General features: G+C 40.8%; 14 protein-coding genes and 3 pseudogenes. 1 reads left to right on the top strand and 16 read right to left on the bottom strand.

Annotated features, from left to right (window positions below; translation table 11 throughout):
* Nucleotides 1–12: 12 nt before the first annotated feature.
* The 16 genes and pseudogenes from H8Z82_RS11795 to H8Z82_RS11720 form a co-directional block, all read right to left on the bottom strand.
* On the bottom strand, nucleotides 13–1746 hold the full coding sequence (locus H8Z82_RS11795; RefSeq protein WP_186995228.1) for an ABC transporter ATP-binding protein: 1734 nt from the start codon (nucleotides 1744–1746) through the stop codon (nucleotides 13–15).
* 3 nt (nucleotides 1747–1749) lie between these two features.
* A pseudogene (locus tag H8Z82_RS11790) lies at nucleotides 1750–2829 on the bottom strand (ABC transporter ATP-binding protein); the annotation flags it as partial.
* A gap of 246 nt (nucleotides 2830–3075) precedes the next feature.
* Nucleotides 3076–3687: an MptD family putative ECF transporter S component gene (locus H8Z82_RS11785; RefSeq protein ID WP_019160819.1), complete on the bottom strand. Its 612-nt coding sequence runs from the start codon at nucleotides 3685–3687 to the stop codon at nucleotides 3076–3078.
* Between the two features lie 132 nt (nucleotides 3688–3819).
* Nucleotides 3820–4854, bottom strand: a complete 1035-nt coding sequence (locus tag H8Z82_RS11780; RefSeq protein WP_243176466.1) for a helix-turn-helix domain-containing protein — start codon at nucleotides 4852–4854, stop codon at nucleotides 3820–3822.
* Between the two features lie 3 nt (nucleotides 4855–4857).
* Nucleotides 4858–5370, bottom strand: a pseudogene (locus H8Z82_RS11770) (ATP-binding cassette domain-containing protein); the annotation flags it as partial.
* Nucleotides 5371–5477: 107 nt separating this feature from the next.
* Nucleotides 5478–6644, bottom strand: coding sequence for an AAA family ATPase (locus H8Z82_RS11765; RefSeq protein ID WP_005341167.1), 1167 nt, complete (start codon nucleotides 6642–6644; stop codon nucleotides 5478–5480).
* A gap of 205 nt (nucleotides 6645–6849) precedes the next feature.
* Nucleotides 6850–7149 carry a CD1845 family protein gene (locus H8Z82_RS11760; RefSeq protein ID WP_186995227.1) on the bottom strand — a complete coding sequence of 100 codons (300 nt, stop codon included), beginning with the start codon at nucleotides 7147–7149 and terminating at the stop codon, nucleotides 6850–6852.
* Complete coding sequence (locus H8Z82_RS11755) at nucleotides 7146–7448, bottom strand: hypothetical protein (protein ID WP_119243844.1); 303 nt, start codon at nucleotides 7446–7448, stop codon at nucleotides 7146–7148. Before H8Z82_RS11755 ends, H8Z82_RS11760 begins: the two co-directional genes overlap by 4 nt.
* Nucleotides 7449–7582: 134 nt before the next feature.
* Nucleotides 7583–7711: pseudogene (locus H8Z82_RS17385) on the bottom strand (ABC transporter ATP-binding protein); the annotation flags it as partial.
* Nucleotides 7712–7831: 120 nt separating this feature from the next.
* Nucleotides 7832–8134: a tyrosine-type recombinase/integrase gene (locus tag H8Z82_RS11750; protein ID WP_243101784.1), complete on the bottom strand. Its 303-nt coding sequence runs from the start codon at nucleotides 8132–8134 to the stop codon at nucleotides 7832–7834.
* 904 nt (nucleotides 8135–9038) lie between these two features.
* Complete coding sequence (gene rpsI / locus H8Z82_RS11745; RefSeq protein ID WP_008705974.1) at nucleotides 9039–9431, bottom strand: 30S ribosomal protein S9; 393 nt, start codon at nucleotides 9429–9431, stop codon at nucleotides 9039–9041.
* A 17-nt stretch (nucleotides 9432–9448) separates the two neighbouring features.
* Entirely contained in the window at nucleotides 9449–9877 is a 429-nt protein-coding gene (rplM, locus tag H8Z82_RS11740) for a 50S ribosomal protein L13 (protein ID WP_008705976.1), read from the bottom strand.
* 345 nt (nucleotides 9878–10222) lie between these two features.
* The gene (truA, locus tag H8Z82_RS11735; RefSeq protein ID WP_019160800.1) at nucleotides 10223–10963 is read right to left on the bottom strand and encodes a tRNA pseudouridine(38-40) synthase TruA; all 741 of its coding nucleotides are present in this window, start codon (nucleotides 10961–10963) and stop codon (nucleotides 10223–10225) included.
* Nucleotides 10964–11249: 286 nt separating this feature from the next.
* On the bottom strand, nucleotides 11250–12194 hold the full coding sequence (locus H8Z82_RS11730) for an NmrA family NAD(P)-binding protein (protein WP_118572419.1): 945 nt from the start codon (nucleotides 12192–12194) through the stop codon (nucleotides 11250–11252).
* Between the two features lie 19 nt (nucleotides 12195–12213).
* The gene (locus H8Z82_RS11725; RefSeq protein WP_019160798.1) at nucleotides 12214–13407 is read right to left on the bottom strand and encodes an MFS transporter; all 1194 of its coding nucleotides are present in this window, start codon (nucleotides 13405–13407) and stop codon (nucleotides 12214–12216) included.
* Nucleotides 13408–13473: 66 nt separating this feature from the next.
* Complete coding sequence (locus H8Z82_RS11720; protein ID WP_044997035.1) at nucleotides 13474–14823, bottom strand: aminomethyltransferase family protein; 1350 nt, start codon at nucleotides 14821–14823, stop codon at nucleotides 13474–13476.
* A gap of 143 nt (nucleotides 14824–14966) precedes the next feature.
* Here H8Z82_RS11720 and H8Z82_RS11715 point away from each other — a divergent pair, with 143 nt between their 5' ends.
* Nucleotides 14967–16160 carry a hypothetical protein gene (locus tag H8Z82_RS11715; RefSeq protein WP_186995226.1) on the top strand — a complete coding sequence of 398 codons (1194 nt, stop codon included), beginning with the start codon at nucleotides 14967–14969 and terminating at the stop codon, nucleotides 16158–16160.
* Nucleotides 16161–16182: the final 22 nt, after the last annotated feature.

Here is a 16182-nt window from a genome sequence, read left to right as displayed (position 1 = left end):
TATCCTCAAAAGTTATACCTCCCAGCCAAGGCTCTCCTGCTGGATGCAAAACAACTTGTGATACAAACCTTTTTTCTTCATCAGTTCATCATGTGTGCCGCATTCCACCAATTTTCCATTGTCGAGGACAAGAATCTGGTCGGCATCCACAACGGTACGAAGCCGGTGAGCAATCATAATGACCGTCTTACCCTCCACCAGCTTTGCAATGGCCCGCTGGATTAAAACCTCGTTCTCCGGGTCAAGAGATGCTGTTGCTTCATCAAGAAGAATAATCGGGGCATCTTTCAGCAGAGCGCGGGCAATGGAGATTCGCTGACGTTCTCCGCCAGAAAGAGTGCTGCCGTTCTCCCCCAAGATAGTCTGATAACCATCCGGCAATCGCTGGATAAATTCGTTACAGTACGCTGCCTTTGCCGCTGCCATGACCTGTTCTTCGGTAGCGTTCATGTTACCTACACGGATATTGTTAAAAACAGTATCGTTGAACAGGGTCACATCCTGGAATACAAAGGACATACAGCGCATCAGGTGTTCCGGTTCAATGGTGCTGACATCCATACCACCAATGGTGATCTGGCCTTTTCTTATATCCCAAAAGCGGGCGATCAGTTTGGAAATCGTGCTTTTGCCGCTGCCGGAAGGCCCTACCAGGGCCGTTACGCTGCCAGCAGGAATAGAAAAAGACACATCCTTGATAACATCGTCCTGGTTATATCCGAAAGTGACATTTTTCAGTTCAATGTCATACTTGGATACATCCTTATCCTCGCCCTCCATAGCGGGCGTGGTCAGCAGGGTACGCATACGGTTGGTGACAGTCTCCAAATGAAACAGAGAAGTCAACTGTGAGAGAATGGCAAGGATCGGGCCGTAAATCTGCGTGGAGAACATGAGCAGCACCAGCAGAGGGAGCAATTCGATTTTGCCGCCGGTTATCAGCACCGTTCCAATGAAAATAGTAATGCCAAGCCCTGCTTGCAGGATCAGGCTGGCTCCCTGAACCAGAATACCGGAGGCCAGTTCCACTTTAATGGCGATTTTTTTCATGGCCTGGAGTGCTTTATCCAACGCATCAAAGCGGGAACCGCCAAGACCACAAGATTTGATGATCTTAATACCTTCCAGGTATTCCTGAATCTGGCTAGACGCCTCCAGTTTCACATCCACCTGTTTGTCAAACAGACGAAGTTGTAGCTTGCGCCCGCACCAGATGATAAGGAATGTAACCGGCATTGTGCAGAAAATCGCAAGGGCCATTCTCCAGTCAAAAAATGCCAGACAAACGCAGGTCAGGGTAACAGAGATGATATTTGCAATCAGCGGCGGGATGGTACTGCTGAGCATGGATTCCATGCTGCTGCAATCCGCCATCATGTTGGTGGTAATATCGGACAAATCTTTTGTGTTAAAGAAGCTCATTGGGAGCTTGCGAAGATGCTCTGCGATCCGAAGTCTGGTCGTACTGGCCTCCTTATAGGAAGCAATATAGGTTTTCCTATAATCGTTTTTCGCGGCCAGGAATACCAGAATAGCCGCCACCAGCCCCAGGCCCAGCAGCTTCCACAACGCGGCCCACGAAATTGCTTCTCCCGTAAACGGCTTTAACAGCTCCCAAAAGATCAGGCAGGCTACCATTGATGGGAGCAATAACGCGATATTGGTTATTGTGCAGGCCGTAATTGCTTTTTTCAGGTCGGAATAGCCTTTCTCCGACAGCATTAACTTTTCTTTCAGCTTACTCATAGATCACACCGCCTTTCCTGTACCAATTTTCCAGTTGATCGACTCCGTATAGCTGCTCCACATCTGTGCGTATTTTCCGTCCTTCTTCAGCAGCTCGTCATGGGTGCCGGACTCAATCAGACAGCCCTTTTCCATGACAAGGATATGGTAAGCATTACGAATCGTGGACAGGCGATGGGCGATCATTACAACCGTTTTATTCTGGATCAGCTTTTCAAAGGCTTTTTGAATCAGGTACTCGTTCTCCGGGTCGCTGAACGCGGTTGCCTCGTCCAGAACGATAATGGGCGCGTCTTTTACGATAGCCCTTGCAATGGCAATCCGCTGGCGCTCACCACCGGAAAGGTGGACGCCGGTGCTGCCGATCACGGTCTGGTAGCCGTTCGGAAGCTGCTCAATAAATTCATGGCATCTTGCAGCCTTTGCCGCCGCAATCACCTGTTCTTCCGTAGCATCTGGATTTCCCATACGGATGTTGTCCAGGATGCTCTGTTTGAACAGGAACGTATCCTGAAATACGAAGCTGACCTTATCCATCAGCGCATCCAGCGGAATATCCCGAATGTCAACGCCGCCGATTTGAATACTTCCGTCCGTCACATCATAAAACCGGGAGATTAGGCTGGCGATGGTACTTTTACCGCCACCGGAGGGGCCGACAATGGCTGTCACCTTGCCCTGATCCGCAAAGAAAGAAACATGAGACAGGGCCTTGACCTGGGAATCGGCTTCGTAGGAAAAGCTGACATCCCGGAAAGCAATCCCATAGTTTTCGATTGCTTGCGCCGTACTCTTTTCGGGCAGGGCCGGGATACGCAGGATTTCATCCATACGCTCCACGCTGCCGTCAATCTGCGTAAAGGACTCAGAGATATACATGATTTTATTCAGGACACCGGAAATCGCATGGACAATAATCAGGTAGAAAATAAATGTCAACGAATACTCCCTGAAATCCGTAGTGTGCATCCCGATCAGAATGCCCACCGGAATCAAAAGCAGATAAATATTGTTGATGATCGTGGTAAAAGCAGGCATACAGTTCTGCCAGCCCAATGCGTACTTCAACACAAAAGAGGTATGGGATACTGATCTGATACTTTGTCTCGATCATCAGCCATACAATCGCTACCAAATAGACCGCAAAGCATCCAATAGCCTGCTTATACAAGCCGAACCAGCACAGGATCAGAAAAATCCAAAAGGTAAAAATCCCATGTCCCCAAAAACTCGTGGTAAGGAAAGTCACAAGGCAGGCGCACAGCGTCAGGAAAAGAACTGTGCGCCCGTCAATCCGGTCAATCCGCCTTTGCTTTTTTTCTCCGGCCATCATCCTACAATGCCAGCTTTTTGGAAATGCTTTCTGAGCAACCGCTGGCCGAACAATGTACCAAGAATTGCAAGAACCGCAGTAATGACAACACCCAGAAGCATCAGCGCCGGAGAAGTCACCATAGAGAGCTGCATATTCAAGGTATTTGCATCAAAACCGCTGCTTGCTGCCATTTCCTGATAGCTGTCCCAAGACCACCACAGCGGTACGGCACAGCCTACAAAATTTCCGATTGAGTTGACCATCCAGCCAATTCGGTTACGAACTGCACTTCGGTATGTATTCTTGCCAACCATGCATAACTCGGCAATGAGGGCTACAATCAAGAAATAGGGAACCAAGAACATATAACCCATAACACCTTGGATTAGTCCATAAACCGTAGCCCAAGCAAACAATAATCCGTGTTTGTTAATACGATTTGCCGCAACCAAATAAAATGTTGCTCCAATAAAGGCATCAATACCAGCAGAGCCGTATAAATATACTGCTGGGAAAGGCAATGTAACCATACCAATCACCATTGCAATTGCAAAATTGATGACCATCATTGCGGCAATCGTCATAATATCTCGAACGCCAATTTTTTTCTTTACCGTTTGTTCCATCTTTGAAACCTCCTTAAAATAAAATGACAGTGTAGTTAGTAACAACTAACTACACTGTCATTTTACACCGGTTTGCAGTCTCTAACTACTCCAAAGGGAAAAGTAAATCAAGAAAACAGCCCAAAAGTTAAATCACTTTTTTGCTTTACGGTAATCCTTTGGAAGCATTCCAAACACTTCTTGAAAAGCCCTCGCAAACTTACTAATATTTGAATATCCAAGTTCACCGGCTATTTGCGTGATTGATTGATCTGTTTCCTGCAAATAAACAGCCGCAAGATTCATTTTATACTTTTTGATATGTGCATAGGGCGTATCGCCATAAATCTGTTTGAAAATAGCTTGAAATGTGACCTTGCTCATTGGCTCTTTTCGCAAGAGTTCTTCTATGGATAGTTTTTTGTCGAGGTTTTCTATAAGCTGATGTCGGATACGCTTAATGATTTCAATTTGCTCTTTGGAATAATATGTTGCTTCATACTGATCTTCAATCCGCAGTTGTTTGATATGGTAAAACAATTCCAATAATTTAATACGGAAGTAATCTTTTCCTTCCACGCCTTTTGCAGCGTATAATTCATCAAAGATATGTAACAATCGCTGTGGTGTCCGGCATAAAAACCACTTTTTTTCTATTTCCAATTCTTGTCCAAGATTTAAGACATCAATATTATAGTAAGAAAAAATTTGTTTTGTTTTCGCATCAATAGAATCTTTGTCAATCACACAACTCAATCCAACACTATATCCAAAGGGAAAAGAATATGCCGCAGGAACATTAGCAAGAGCATTGATACATAATTCTCCTTCTTTCATGTGAAAAACCTTACTGATAGAAATAAGCAATGCTAAAAATATCGCTGAAACAAGCAGTTTTTCGACTAAGATAATGCCCTTGGCAAATTCAAATCTCGAAAGATTTACAGGCATAGAAAATACCGAATAGTATTTCCCGGCGTTTTCTTCTTTTCTGTGTGACAAAGAACACAAAATTGCGATTGCTCCCGGAAGCAGGAACGCATACCACCAGTAAAGCGTCATGTACTGATACCCTATATATCCACCCATAAGCCATGCAAAAATAGCCGTAATTAGCGGAACAATGAAAATCAGTTTGTTCGATATTGTCCTCTTGAATTTCAAATGTTCTGATTTTAGATAGTCCATGCCTTAACCCTCCCTGTGATTGCTTTTTACAACGTCCATAAAAAGATGTTCCAAATTTTCGTTTGCATTAAGTTTCCCCTCATAGCCTAAGACGCCGCCCGCAATAATGCCGATGTGGTCAGCGGTCTGTTGTACCTCGGAGAGAATATGACTTGATAAAATAACGGTAATACCCTTTGCAGGAAAGGAACGGATAAGCTCTCTAAGTTCTTCAATCCCAATCGGGTCAAGCCCGTTGGTTGGTTCATCAAGTATGAGCAGCTTCGGGTTGTTTAGTAATGCAACTGCAATTCCAAGACGCTGTTTCATACCAAGAGAAAACTGTCCGGCTCTTTTCTTGCCTGTTTCCGTCAGCCGGACGATTTGCAGCACTTCGTCAATCCACTTATCTGTCAGCCCTAAAATAGTAGTCCTTACTTTCAGATTTTCATAGGCGGTCAAATTTTCATAAAGCGGCGGCATTTCAATTAACGCTCCAATATGGTTTAAGTCGCTGCGTTTCCATGCGTGGCCGTCAAACTCAAGTGTCTCTGTTTCTTTTCCTTCGCAGATGATATAAACAATCGGTTTACGCTTACGCCGCTTAACTTTGTTCGGGTCATACTCTTTTCGCATCTTGCTCATCAGGCGTCACCTCCGATAAAAGGGATTGCACCAAACCGTCCCTGAAGATAACCCTTACGCACATTTTCTCCTTTTCTTGGAGAGAAAGATGCCAACGAGTAAAGCTCTGTTGCACAAGTCTCATCATTCTTTTCAGCAAACCAAATCTGATCTCTACGGAAGAAATTCAAGTCAAGTAGCATTGCATCGTGTGTTGTAAAAATCAGCTGCGCTCCCTTTGTATTGACAGCCTTATCCTGCACCATTTCAATCAGCCTTCTGGTTAAAAGAGGATGCAGACTATCCTCAATTTCATCAACAACTAAAAGTGCGCCGTTTTCAAGTGCCTGCAACCATCCTCCAATGCGGGCAAAAAAGTGTTGTGTACCGACAGATTCCTGCTCCATTAAAAGCTGGAAGTATTCTGTTGTACCATCCTCGTTAATAATTCGATGTGTTGTCGTAATAACCGGAATTTTACCGGAAGTGTTCTTGATTGTAACATCGGTAATTCCAAGATCGGCAAGCAGCAATTCCTTTAAGATTCGAGCTTTCTTATCATCACCACTGGCAATCTGGGCAACAGTTTCTGAGGTAGCTGGTTCTTCATCCATCAAGAATGTCAACTTTTCCAGGAACCACCGATAAGCATTTTCCGTCTGAGGCAGATTCCAGTCATTAGAAGATACCAGATAGAGCTTATTGTCTGGTGTTCGATTGCTCAGAGTTACCTGCTCATTTACATTTTCCCGGAACTCATATACTCCGTTTTCTCTTGAAAAGATTAAGGCTTCACGACCATTTGGCCAATGGTAAAGATACTCTTTATAAATCTTCTTTGCATCAAAAGAAAAACCGTATGTGTAACGAACTCCCTGAAAAATAAATACCATCTCAAAAGACGTCGGTTCCTTTGTTCCGCCAAACGGCTCCCACGGCAACTTTTGTCCCTTAGAAACTTTTGCTGCATTTCCTACAACCATTTCTTTCATTGTCATCATTGCGTGTAATACGTTACTTTTTCCGGCTGCATTGGCACCGTAAATTGCAAGTACGGGCAACAATGCCTTCTTTTCATCTGGATGAAGCAGATATTCTTCAAATGACTTATCCTTAGAGGCCGCAAAACTGATTACGGCACTGTTCTTTATTGACCTGTGATTTTCAACTGTAAACTGAATCAACATAATTGAATACCTCCATTCTCAGTATTCGTATTTTCAGCCACTATTATAACAGTTAAAAATGCTTTGGTCAATATTTATAGCTTGTTTTTGCAGTTTTTCTGCAAAATTTATGAATAAATTATTTCTCAACCATTTTTCACAAAATATTTATCGTACTATAACCACACCATCTTAGTCAGTGACCAAGATTGTGAGTAAGATACCTTCACCCATACACCCTGTCCTGAATTGCATATTTCAAATCCTGCACCTTACCCAACAGCCAGATCGCCGCAAGCGGCAATCCCATCGGGCTAATCAAAAAAGCTATAACCAGCAAAATCACACCATTCTGCGGGGAATAGGTAATAATCACAGCCACGCCAAGCAGAGCAATTACCGTGCTGAGCAGACCAAGCACCAGACCGGATATGTAAATCAGCCCCATGCAGAGCCAGACAAAAAGCGTCAACACCAAAATGACCGGTGCAGTTACAATCATCAGCAAGCATTTCAAAATCTTCATTCCAGTTCCTCCCTCCAACGCTCCAGATGCCGTTTGCACAGGGCATCCGCTTCTCTCTCATCATCTTCCGTCACTTCCCGTTTTCCTTTGGTCAGTTCAATCTCCAGATAAGTCCGGTAATCATCGGCTAAGAGGTCGAACAGTTCCTTGGGAGTATGGCACACTTCGCCAGAGCAATAGTGAAAATCTTGGTCAAATTCAACTCTTACACATCCATGGCGGCTGATATAAACTTCCATGGTCTCGTCTGCGGTCAGGTAATCCGCAAAAATCTCCAGCACCTTTTCAAAGGTCAACATCTGTTTTCGCTCCTTTGCTACGCTTCTTATTCTACTCATATTATCCGGTACGGACAGGCAAAAGACAAGGATACAGACAAAAAGAAAAATCGGAGGAAGGTGCGGCGAAGAAACGCCGTTCCTCCCTCCGCAAATGGAGTATCTATCCCTGTTATGAAAGTTTGGAGAGTTTCTATGGAGAGGGTCACACCATCCAAGGCTCTGGTAATGTCCGGCTCTGTGCCATAATATTTTTTCAGTTCAGTCGTTTGCAAAATTCTCATAAAGAACACCATCCTTTCTTTTTGATAAACCCATTGTAACGACCAAACCTCACAAAAATGTCACGAGCCACAAAAAATTTCCGCTAAATTCGACCCCAAATGTCACAAGTCTGTGACATTTCAATTTTTGGGGCGTGTCGGCGCTACTTTCGGAGCAGGAAAACAGAAAAGGTTGAGCCTTTCCCAACTTCCGATACAAGCCTCTTTCACAGAGTCTGATAATGAGATATATCGGTCACGGTCAGTTTTGGCTTCACGGATTGTAAGAATCCCATCTTCGAGATTTACATCCTTATAGCGAAGTCCAACAACTTCAGACACACGAAGTCCACAGCCATAGAGAATACGAAATATCACAGGTAGCGCCAGATGCATGTTTCTTGCAACCTCCCGAGGTTCTGTTTCATCAGCGGCTTTTATCACAGATACTATCCCCTCTACCTTTTGCTTCCGTAGACATACGTTTCCACTTGTTAAGCATATCTTTGATTTCGGATTATTCTAACCTTGCTTACAGCGATTTGCAATATATTGACATTAGACCCTTTTCCCATTGGTGCTTCGGGATACTATGGTCTCAGCTGACTCCTAGGTATGAACTTTTTATCGCACGTACAAGTTGTACGCTACCTAGGCCTCCCAGGGTAAGACACAAGTCTTTCACCGCACAACCTCTGGATTTACTCTCTTGGCGTTACGTTTACCTTTTGGGCTTCGATTTGTTTCGCAATCTTGCCCGCCATTTAGTCTCATATCCAGTTTCTGTTCGTAGGCTCAACGGTTTTGCTACACCACTTCCTCCCCCTAAACATTGCTGTCTTCGGCTTGTGGTTCGCTACACTTGGCGGTAAATACCCGTGACGGGACTTTCACCCGTAAGACTTGTGCCATGCCTGGCACACGAAAAAGCCGCCACTTCAAAATCATAAAGTGACGGCCCTTTCTAATGCCGGAATCTCTGAAACAAAAAAAGCACCCTGTTATTTGTTACTGAGTACCTGCATTAGAATCGTATTTAATTGTTCAGATTTGGTCAGATTATGCCAAACCCTCCAGCGAAAAATCCGGTGTCTGAGAGTGCCAAAATCGCCCTCAAAAATACCCCCGAAATTGTTCTCTGGTTGTCCTATTTTTTAACCACTAAGGCCGTTTTTTGACCCCATTTTTGCCGGTTGTCCTATATTTAACCACTAAAAATTGGGTGAAAACGGCTCTCATTTGGTCAAATGAGGTCAAACTTTTGTCACCCGTTTAGGTATAAAAAAACCCCGGAAAACCTTGATTTTCCGGGGTTTTGTAAACCTTTTGATATAGTCTGAGCAGTCGATTATCGCTTGCTGAACTGCGGAGCTCTACGAGCTGCTTTGAGACCGTATTTCTTACGTTCTTTCATACGTGGGTCACGAGTTAAGAATCCAGCAGCTTTCAGAACTGGTCTGTAGTCGTTGTCTGCCTGAAGAAGGGCTCTTGCAACACCATGTCTGATGGCACCAGCCTGTCCTGTGTATCCACCGCCATGAACGTTAACTAATACATCGAATTTGCCTTCTGTTTCTGTAGCAGCTAAAGGCTGACGAACGATAACTTTCAGTGTATCTAATCCAAAATATTCATCGATATCTCTTTTATTGATTGTGATCTTACCGGTTCCAGGTACAAGATAAACTCTTGCGATTGATTTTTTTCTTCTTCCTGTTCCGTAGAATTTTGCGCTAGCCAATGTTTTCTACCTCCTAATTAAAATGTTAAAGCTTCTGGTTTCTGAGCTTCATGTTTGTGTTCCGGTCCTGCATATACGAAAAGTTTTGTGTACATGCTTCTTCCTAAAGGTCCTTTTGGAAGCATACCTTTAACTGCGAGCTCGATAACTCTCTCAGGTTTCTTTGCTAACATTTCTTTTAATGTGGTTTCTCTCATTCCACCTACATAATCGGAGTGATTGTAGTAGATTTTCTGCTCTAATTTCTTACCTGTAACTTTGATCTTGTCAGCGTTTACGATGATTACATAATCACCTGTGTCTACGTGTGGTGTAAACTGTGGTTTATTTTTTCCTCTTAAAACGCTTGCTACTCCGGATGCCAGACGGCCAAGAGTACATCCATCAGCGTCAACTACATACCATTTTCTTTCGATTTTATCTGGATTAGCCATATAAGTCTGCATGGTTTTACCTCCTGTTATTTATCAACGATAGTTTAATTAACCGCGGAATTTCCCGCGAATATAAGTTATTGGAAACGCCGGTGCTAAAAATGCGGAAATGTCCGAAACCGCTGATAAATACTTTCGCCTGGGCTATTTGGCTTAAGCATCTCGCACTACGTCACATTTGGTTATTATATTATAAGGGTTCTGTTCTGTCAATAGGTTTTGTGTCGTTTTTTCAACTTTTTTCGTTACTCCCACGTTTTTTGTTTTCCATACTCATTGTTGTAAAAAAATTGCATGCTACATTTCAGTCATTCAGTCTAAAAAATGTAGCATGCAATAATTTTTACATTTTATAGATCAGTCAAAAAATTCAATTCCCATCAATGTTAATCCCTGTGCCGGAGCTGTCGGGCCTGCCGTTTCGCGGTTGCAGGCTTCCAGGATTGTCTTTACTCTCTCCGGTGGATATTGACCGTTTCCTACTTCTATCAACGTTCCTGCGATAATACGAACCATGTTGTAAAGGAATCCTGTTCCTGTTACGCGGATAGTTACGATGTCTCCGTCACGCCATACGTCAATTCCTGTTACTGTACGAATGGTTGTTTTTACCTGCGCTTTTGCACCGCAAAAAGAAGCAAAATCATGCTGTCCAATCAGGTATGAGGTTGCAGCTTTCATCTTATCTACATCCAGTTTATAGTGATAGAAATAGGTGTATAAGCGCTCTGTCGGAACCGGGAATTTGCGGTTCAGGATGCGGTATTCATATGTTTTTTCGCTGTCGCAGTAGCGGGGATGGAAATCCGGTTCTACTTCTTCGGAGAGCTGAATACGGATATCTTCCGGAAGCCGCTGGTTCAGTGCATAAGAAATCTTTTCTCCCGGGATGCGTGTGTCAGTGTCAAATACTGCCACATTTCCCATGGCATGAACACCTGCATCTGTACGGCTTGCACCGATAGTTTCTATTTTCTCTCCCAGAAGCTCGGACAGTGTATCATTTAATACCCCCTGCACGGTAATTCCGTTTGGCTGTGTCTGCCAGCCGCAGTAGTTTGTGCCGTCATATGCAACTACAAGGCCAATTCTTTTCATCGTTTTCCTCCATAAAATAAATCTATAATATCTTACCCAAGCAAAAAATCATCTGCTTCGTTGTTTACTGATTCATAACCAATAACTGCCTCGCAGTTCAGTTTAACATTTCATTTTAATGTATTTGTTAAATAATATCATAAATCTATTTTAGGGTAAAGCTATTTCACACGGTAAAAACCTGATACAGGAAAGATACATTACTGTTCAAAAATATACCATTTACTTTAAAAAAGAGATTCCTGTCTATTTCATGCACAATAATAAAGGCTTCTTATACTTTCCATTAATTATCTGTTGAAGTCCTGTTACCGATAAGATGATTCGAAAAATCTTCAAAAATCTGTCTAACAAACAATGGTTTTCTGCCTGTCAGTTTTTCAAAATCATTCGTATAAACACTCATCTGATTTTGACGGATTGCTTTCCCGAAAGTAACCATTCCATCAGAACAAAACGGAAAATTCTTTGCCGTATCAGCCCACATTTCTTCTGTTGTTCTGGGCACTCCGATTGAATCAAAATATGCATACATCTCATCATCCGTAATATATTTATATACCACTTTCTTCCCTGTTACTTCTGAGGCAATTTCGAGAAAATCAGCAATTGTTAACAGCTCTGCTCCATTAATATTCAAAACTTTATCAATATCTTCAGACATTGCCGCATATGCTGCAGCTGTTGCGCAATCGTCACGAGATATAAACGCCATCTTTCCTTCACCCATATTATTTGCCAGAACTCCATTAGTTCTCTCATATGCTTCTACAAAAGAAGAAACCATTGCCTCGGCATACTGCGAATCACGAAGAATCAGATAATGTATCGGTTGTTCTTTGATATAATTTTCTGTCCAGACATGATCATTTACCTCATATGTATTAATATCTTTTTCACCAGCACCTACAATAGAAGTATACACCAGCTTTTTGACACCGGCACGTACTGCTGCATCAATTGCAGTTTTATGTGCAGCTCTTCTTTTAGGTCCTACAAAAGGCATGGAAATCAATACAACAGTATCTGCTCCTTTAAATGTTTCCACAAGAGTTTCTGCATTATTAAAATCAGCCACCCTTGTTTCAATTCCCATTTCTTTGTACTTTTTAAGTGCTTTTTCTCTTGGTGCAGTAAAAATCAAATCCTCATGAGGATATTTTTCCAGAAGTATTCCGGCAGATTTTCCTCCGAAATTTCCATCAACACCATTAAGCAATATTTTTTTCATAATCAGTACTTCCTTTCTACTACAATTTAACCAGTTCTTTTTCAAGCAATACACCCAATCCAACAGCAATTGCAATCACAACTGCAGTCAGGATAAAAATTTCTGAATAATTATTTCCTGCAATTGGAGCAATAATATAAGATGGAACTATTACCGCTCCCCCTAACTGAAATGTTGTAATCAACCCTCCTGCTGTAGAAATATTATCAGATGAAATTTCTCTTAATCTAATCGGCATTGTGAAATAAATTGGCATTGCACCTCCAATAGCAATCCCTGTAATAAAATATATAATTATCATAAGGATTTGTTCATGAAGCATCCATCCCCCAATACATCCTATAATAGAAATTCCTCCAAATAAAAAGATAAGTCTTGAAAATTTCTTTAACTTTCGATACAAAACGGGCCCTATAACTGCACCAAACATATTTCCAAATGATATCATAGATGCAACAGTACCTGCCTGCGATTTAGAAAATCCATGAATTTCCATAAGTGCAGCTGGAAGAAATGTATTTAATGTAATAGTCGCTCCCAGAATACAGAATAAACTGACTGCAGTAAACCAGATACCTTTGCAGCTCAGAACTTCCGAAAATTTTCCTTTTTGCTCTGAAGATCTATCTGCATTTCTGAATTCTGTATTTTCAGCATTTTCTTTCTCTATACAATAGTTCCCTGCCCATATAACAGTAATTACAACTGCGTATACTAATGCTCCAACATAAGCTTTTTGTAATGTTGAATACAAAACTGCAGATGTTGCAGTTGCAAAAGTCTGCGCAAGCATACTGGCCGTAGTATATATTCCCATAAATAAAACTGATTTTTCTGCAGGAACTACCTCTTCCAATACTCTTGCGCTATTAACAAACAGTGTAATAGAAGATGCGCCACTAAATGCCATGCAAATCCATAGTGTAGAATAACTTTCTGCAAAAATACGACCTGTAAGTCCTAATATAGTAAAAGCAAGTCCCAACTGTATTGCATTTCTATAGCCAATTTTATCAGACAATTTTCCCAATGGAATGCTCAGAAAAATTGCCGGAAGCATTGGTGCAGTAAATAAAAACGCAAAACGAGAAGCAGATATTTGATACGCTGTTATCAGATCAATCGAAAACACATTCATCTGATATTGAGCATAAGCAGCAACAGTAGATGCCAGCATAAGACTTATAAATGTATATTTCTGTTTTTTATTCAATATGTATCTCCTTCCAAACAATATATGAAAAGCGGCTGTCGTAAAACAGCCGCCCCCTGTTAAACCTTAGAATAAATGAGGAATTTCTTCTACATCTTTGTTTTCATTGCGGATAAACTCGCTATTATAAGGAAGTTTTTTTACTGTTGCACGTACTTTCATCTGACGCGTACCAGGAGTCCCCCACAAAATTTCCAGTTTCGTTCCTTCTTTTGCATATTTAGGATTAATAAATCCAAGAGAAATCATACTATTGTAATTATAGGAAATTATTCTTCCAGATGAAATGCCAATCTGGTTTTCTCCGGCAAATACCTTATCTGCTCTATAAGTGAATCCTGGTTCTTCCGGCTGTTCATTCCAGAATACATCACTCTGTACGGAAATATCTTCACAAGGTTCCTCTCCCGGAATCAGTTTCGTAGTAAAAATTTTTCCTACATCCTCTCCATTCCATTCAAGAGTTACTGCTGTTCTGCGTTTTTCTTCAGCAAGTTTCAAAAGAGCATCTTTTCCGGTAAAATCATGATTAAATTTCACAAGGAAATCCCATCCAACATCAAATGGCGTCATAAAACGACTTTCAAGATCATCTCCCACACTGCCAAGCAGATAACGTTTAATATTATAAAAAGCAGTCTCCGGATGCTGATACAGATAATTGGCAAGTCCTTCTCCCGATTCAAACCATGGAAGCGGATAATGGAGATTGATGTTTGGAAATCCTGCTTCCGTATGATTAAAAAGATTATAGGCATGAAGTCCTAATTTCTGAGCACCAAATTTTTTCCCGCTTTCACAAACCTTATCATAAATATATATAAACTCTGAAATATCCCCATGAATTTCATAAGCAAGGTTGCCAGACATCCCAAGGCGAATAATACGTACTGTCTTTCCATCTACATCCTGACATCTATGACGTGCAAATTTAATATCATGTAAATCCGCCTGAAAAGCATCTTCCAGAATTTCAAGAGATTTTTCTCCATCAATTTGAATAATATATTCTTTTCCTGACATATCTTCCCCATGTACATCCATTTCAGATGATTCTACAAGATACGCAAGAGGTGGATTTAACCAATATGTTCGGATTCTGTCCTCAGCAACCTTAATTGCAACACCATCTGTCATAATCTGTCCTTTTTCATTGCAGATTACTGCATGACGAAGCCCTTTCATACCGAGTTTAGAAAAATCATTTGTACAGATAGAATTAAAAAACTTGATCACATCCGGTCCATACACATCGTAAATTGGTGAAATCATCAGTGCAGTTCCAATCCATGCACTTGTCTGGTATGCTTTAATCTCCGGTCTTACTCCTCGATATTCATATGGAAGCAATGCTCCCGGTGCAACCTGATATAGTAAACTGGCACCTTCCATTAGTGGATTTCTTGATTCGTTCATAATTTTCCCCTTTCTTTTTATATATTTTTGTACACTTTCTAAACCCAAGTATAATACACTTGTTTTTTATATTCATCGTCTGTATAATCAAAAAAACAGATACTATTTTTATACATAAATGTCCATATTACAGGAGGGTTCCTATGAAACTCAATATTCATCAAATTTTTGAACAAATTTCAGCAGATATTTTTGTAATAAAAGAACAAAATCAAAATTCCTGCACAATTACCCGCGTACGGAAATTTTTACCTGAAACAACAGTTATTGACTCTGATACTCTTTATCTGATTGATTCGTCGTATTCTTTCCCACCAGATTTTTCCTTTCCAGCACATATGCTTTTTATTAATCAATATCCCGAATCTGTTCCCTCTGTTTTTCTCTCCTGCAGTGTTCTCACTACAACAGATATTTCTATAGATTCGCTACTGTATACTATATCTGATATCATTGCAGAATATCAAAATTGGGAATGTCAGATTCTTCAATGTATTTTAAAAAATTCATCATTAAAAAATATTTTACAAATATGTACAGAAATGCTCAAAAATCCTATCGCTATTTTTGACATGCAACAAAATCTTTTAATGACGGCCGGCCATGTTCCAGATATTTCCACCAAAGGAGAACTTTGGAATTATGTTCTGTCTCATGGCCGTTCGCCTGACGAATCAGAAATCAGTCCGAATCTTAATTCACTTTTAAATAATGGACGTAAACCTTTTTTCTTCCAGTCAGATAATCGCTTCCACAAAATAAAGCGACTCATTGCACCACTCTATCGAAATGAATCAATATTTGGTACATTGGCATTAAGTGATGTTTCTGCAGAATTTACACCTGGAGAATATCTGAATGTCGTACAGATTCAGACATTTATTGAACAGGCAATTCAACATACCACTGAATTTGCTTTTTCAAGTAAACATATGCCATGGTACATTGAACAGCTTATAAGAGGGAAAGAAATTAATCAGGAAGTACTTTTTTTCAATCTTGCGCGTAATGGATTTATTAAAGAAAAGAAATATTTTGTCTGGACTTTTCAAAAAGACTCAGCAGATGGACCATCTATAAAAAATTTCATTCCTAATATTTCATATCTCCTGAATCTTGAGATGATATATAATTATTCTGATCAAATTGTTGCAGTCGACCAAAATCTTGAACACTATCACAACTTAACACTTTACAAAAAAATGACTAATTTTCTAAATCAATGTCATATGTATTTTGGTCAAAGTATGTGCTTTGAAAACATTACGGAGTTGCATACTGCATTTATGCAGTCTCAGATAGCTTTAAGTCAAAGAAAAAAAGAACCAGGGATATGAAATATTAGGAATGAAATTTTTT

It is taken from the genome of Blautia difficilis, assembly GCF_014297245.1.
Lineage (GTDB): Bacteria > Bacillota > Clostridia > Lachnospirales > Lachnospiraceae > Blautia_A > Blautia_A difficilis.
This window is presented reverse-complemented; position numbering and strand designations above follow the sequence as displayed.

Excerpts from the sequence above, each read along its gene's own strand:
- H8Z82_RS11795 (WP_186995228.1), bottom strand. The coding sequence starts at position 1,746 with ATGAGTAAGCTGAAAGAAAAGTTAATGCTGTCGGAGAAAGGCTATTCC.
- H8Z82_RS11785 (WP_019160819.1), bottom strand. The coding sequence starts at position 3,687 with ATGGAACAAACGGTAAAGAAAAAAATTGGCGTTCGAGATATTATGACG.
- H8Z82_RS11780 (WP_243176466.1), bottom strand. The coding sequence starts at position 4,854 with ATGGACTATCTAAAATCAGAACATTTGAAATTCAAGAGGACAATATCG.
- H8Z82_RS11765 (WP_005341167.1), bottom strand. The coding sequence starts at position 6,644 with ATGTTGATTCAGTTTACAGTTGAAAATCACAGGTCAATAAAGAACAGT.
- H8Z82_RS11760 (WP_186995227.1), bottom strand. The coding sequence starts at position 7,149 with ATGAAGATTTTGAAATGCTTGCTGATGATTGTAACTGCACCGGTCATT.
- H8Z82_RS11755 (WP_119243844.1), bottom strand. The coding sequence starts at position 7,448 with ATGTTGACCTTTGAAAAGGTGCTGGAGATTTTTGCGGATTACCTGACC.
- rplM (WP_008705976.1), bottom strand. The coding sequence starts at position 9,877 with ATGCAGACTTATATGGCTAATCCAGATAAAATCGAAAGAAAATGGTAT.
- truA (WP_019160800.1), bottom strand. The coding sequence starts at position 10,963 with ATGAAAAGAATTGGCCTTGTAGTTGCATATGACGGCACAAACTACTGC.
- H8Z82_RS11730 (WP_118572419.1), bottom strand. The coding sequence starts at position 12,194 with ATGAAAAAAATATTGCTTAATGGTGTTGATGGAAATTTCGGAGGAAAA.
- H8Z82_RS11720 (WP_044997035.1), bottom strand. The coding sequence starts at position 14,823 with ATGAACGAATCAAGAAATCCACTAATGGAAGGTGCCAGTTTACTATAT.
- H8Z82_RS11715 (WP_186995226.1), top strand. The coding sequence starts at position 14,967 with ATGAAACTCAATATTCATCAAATTTTTGAACAAATTTCAGCAGATATT.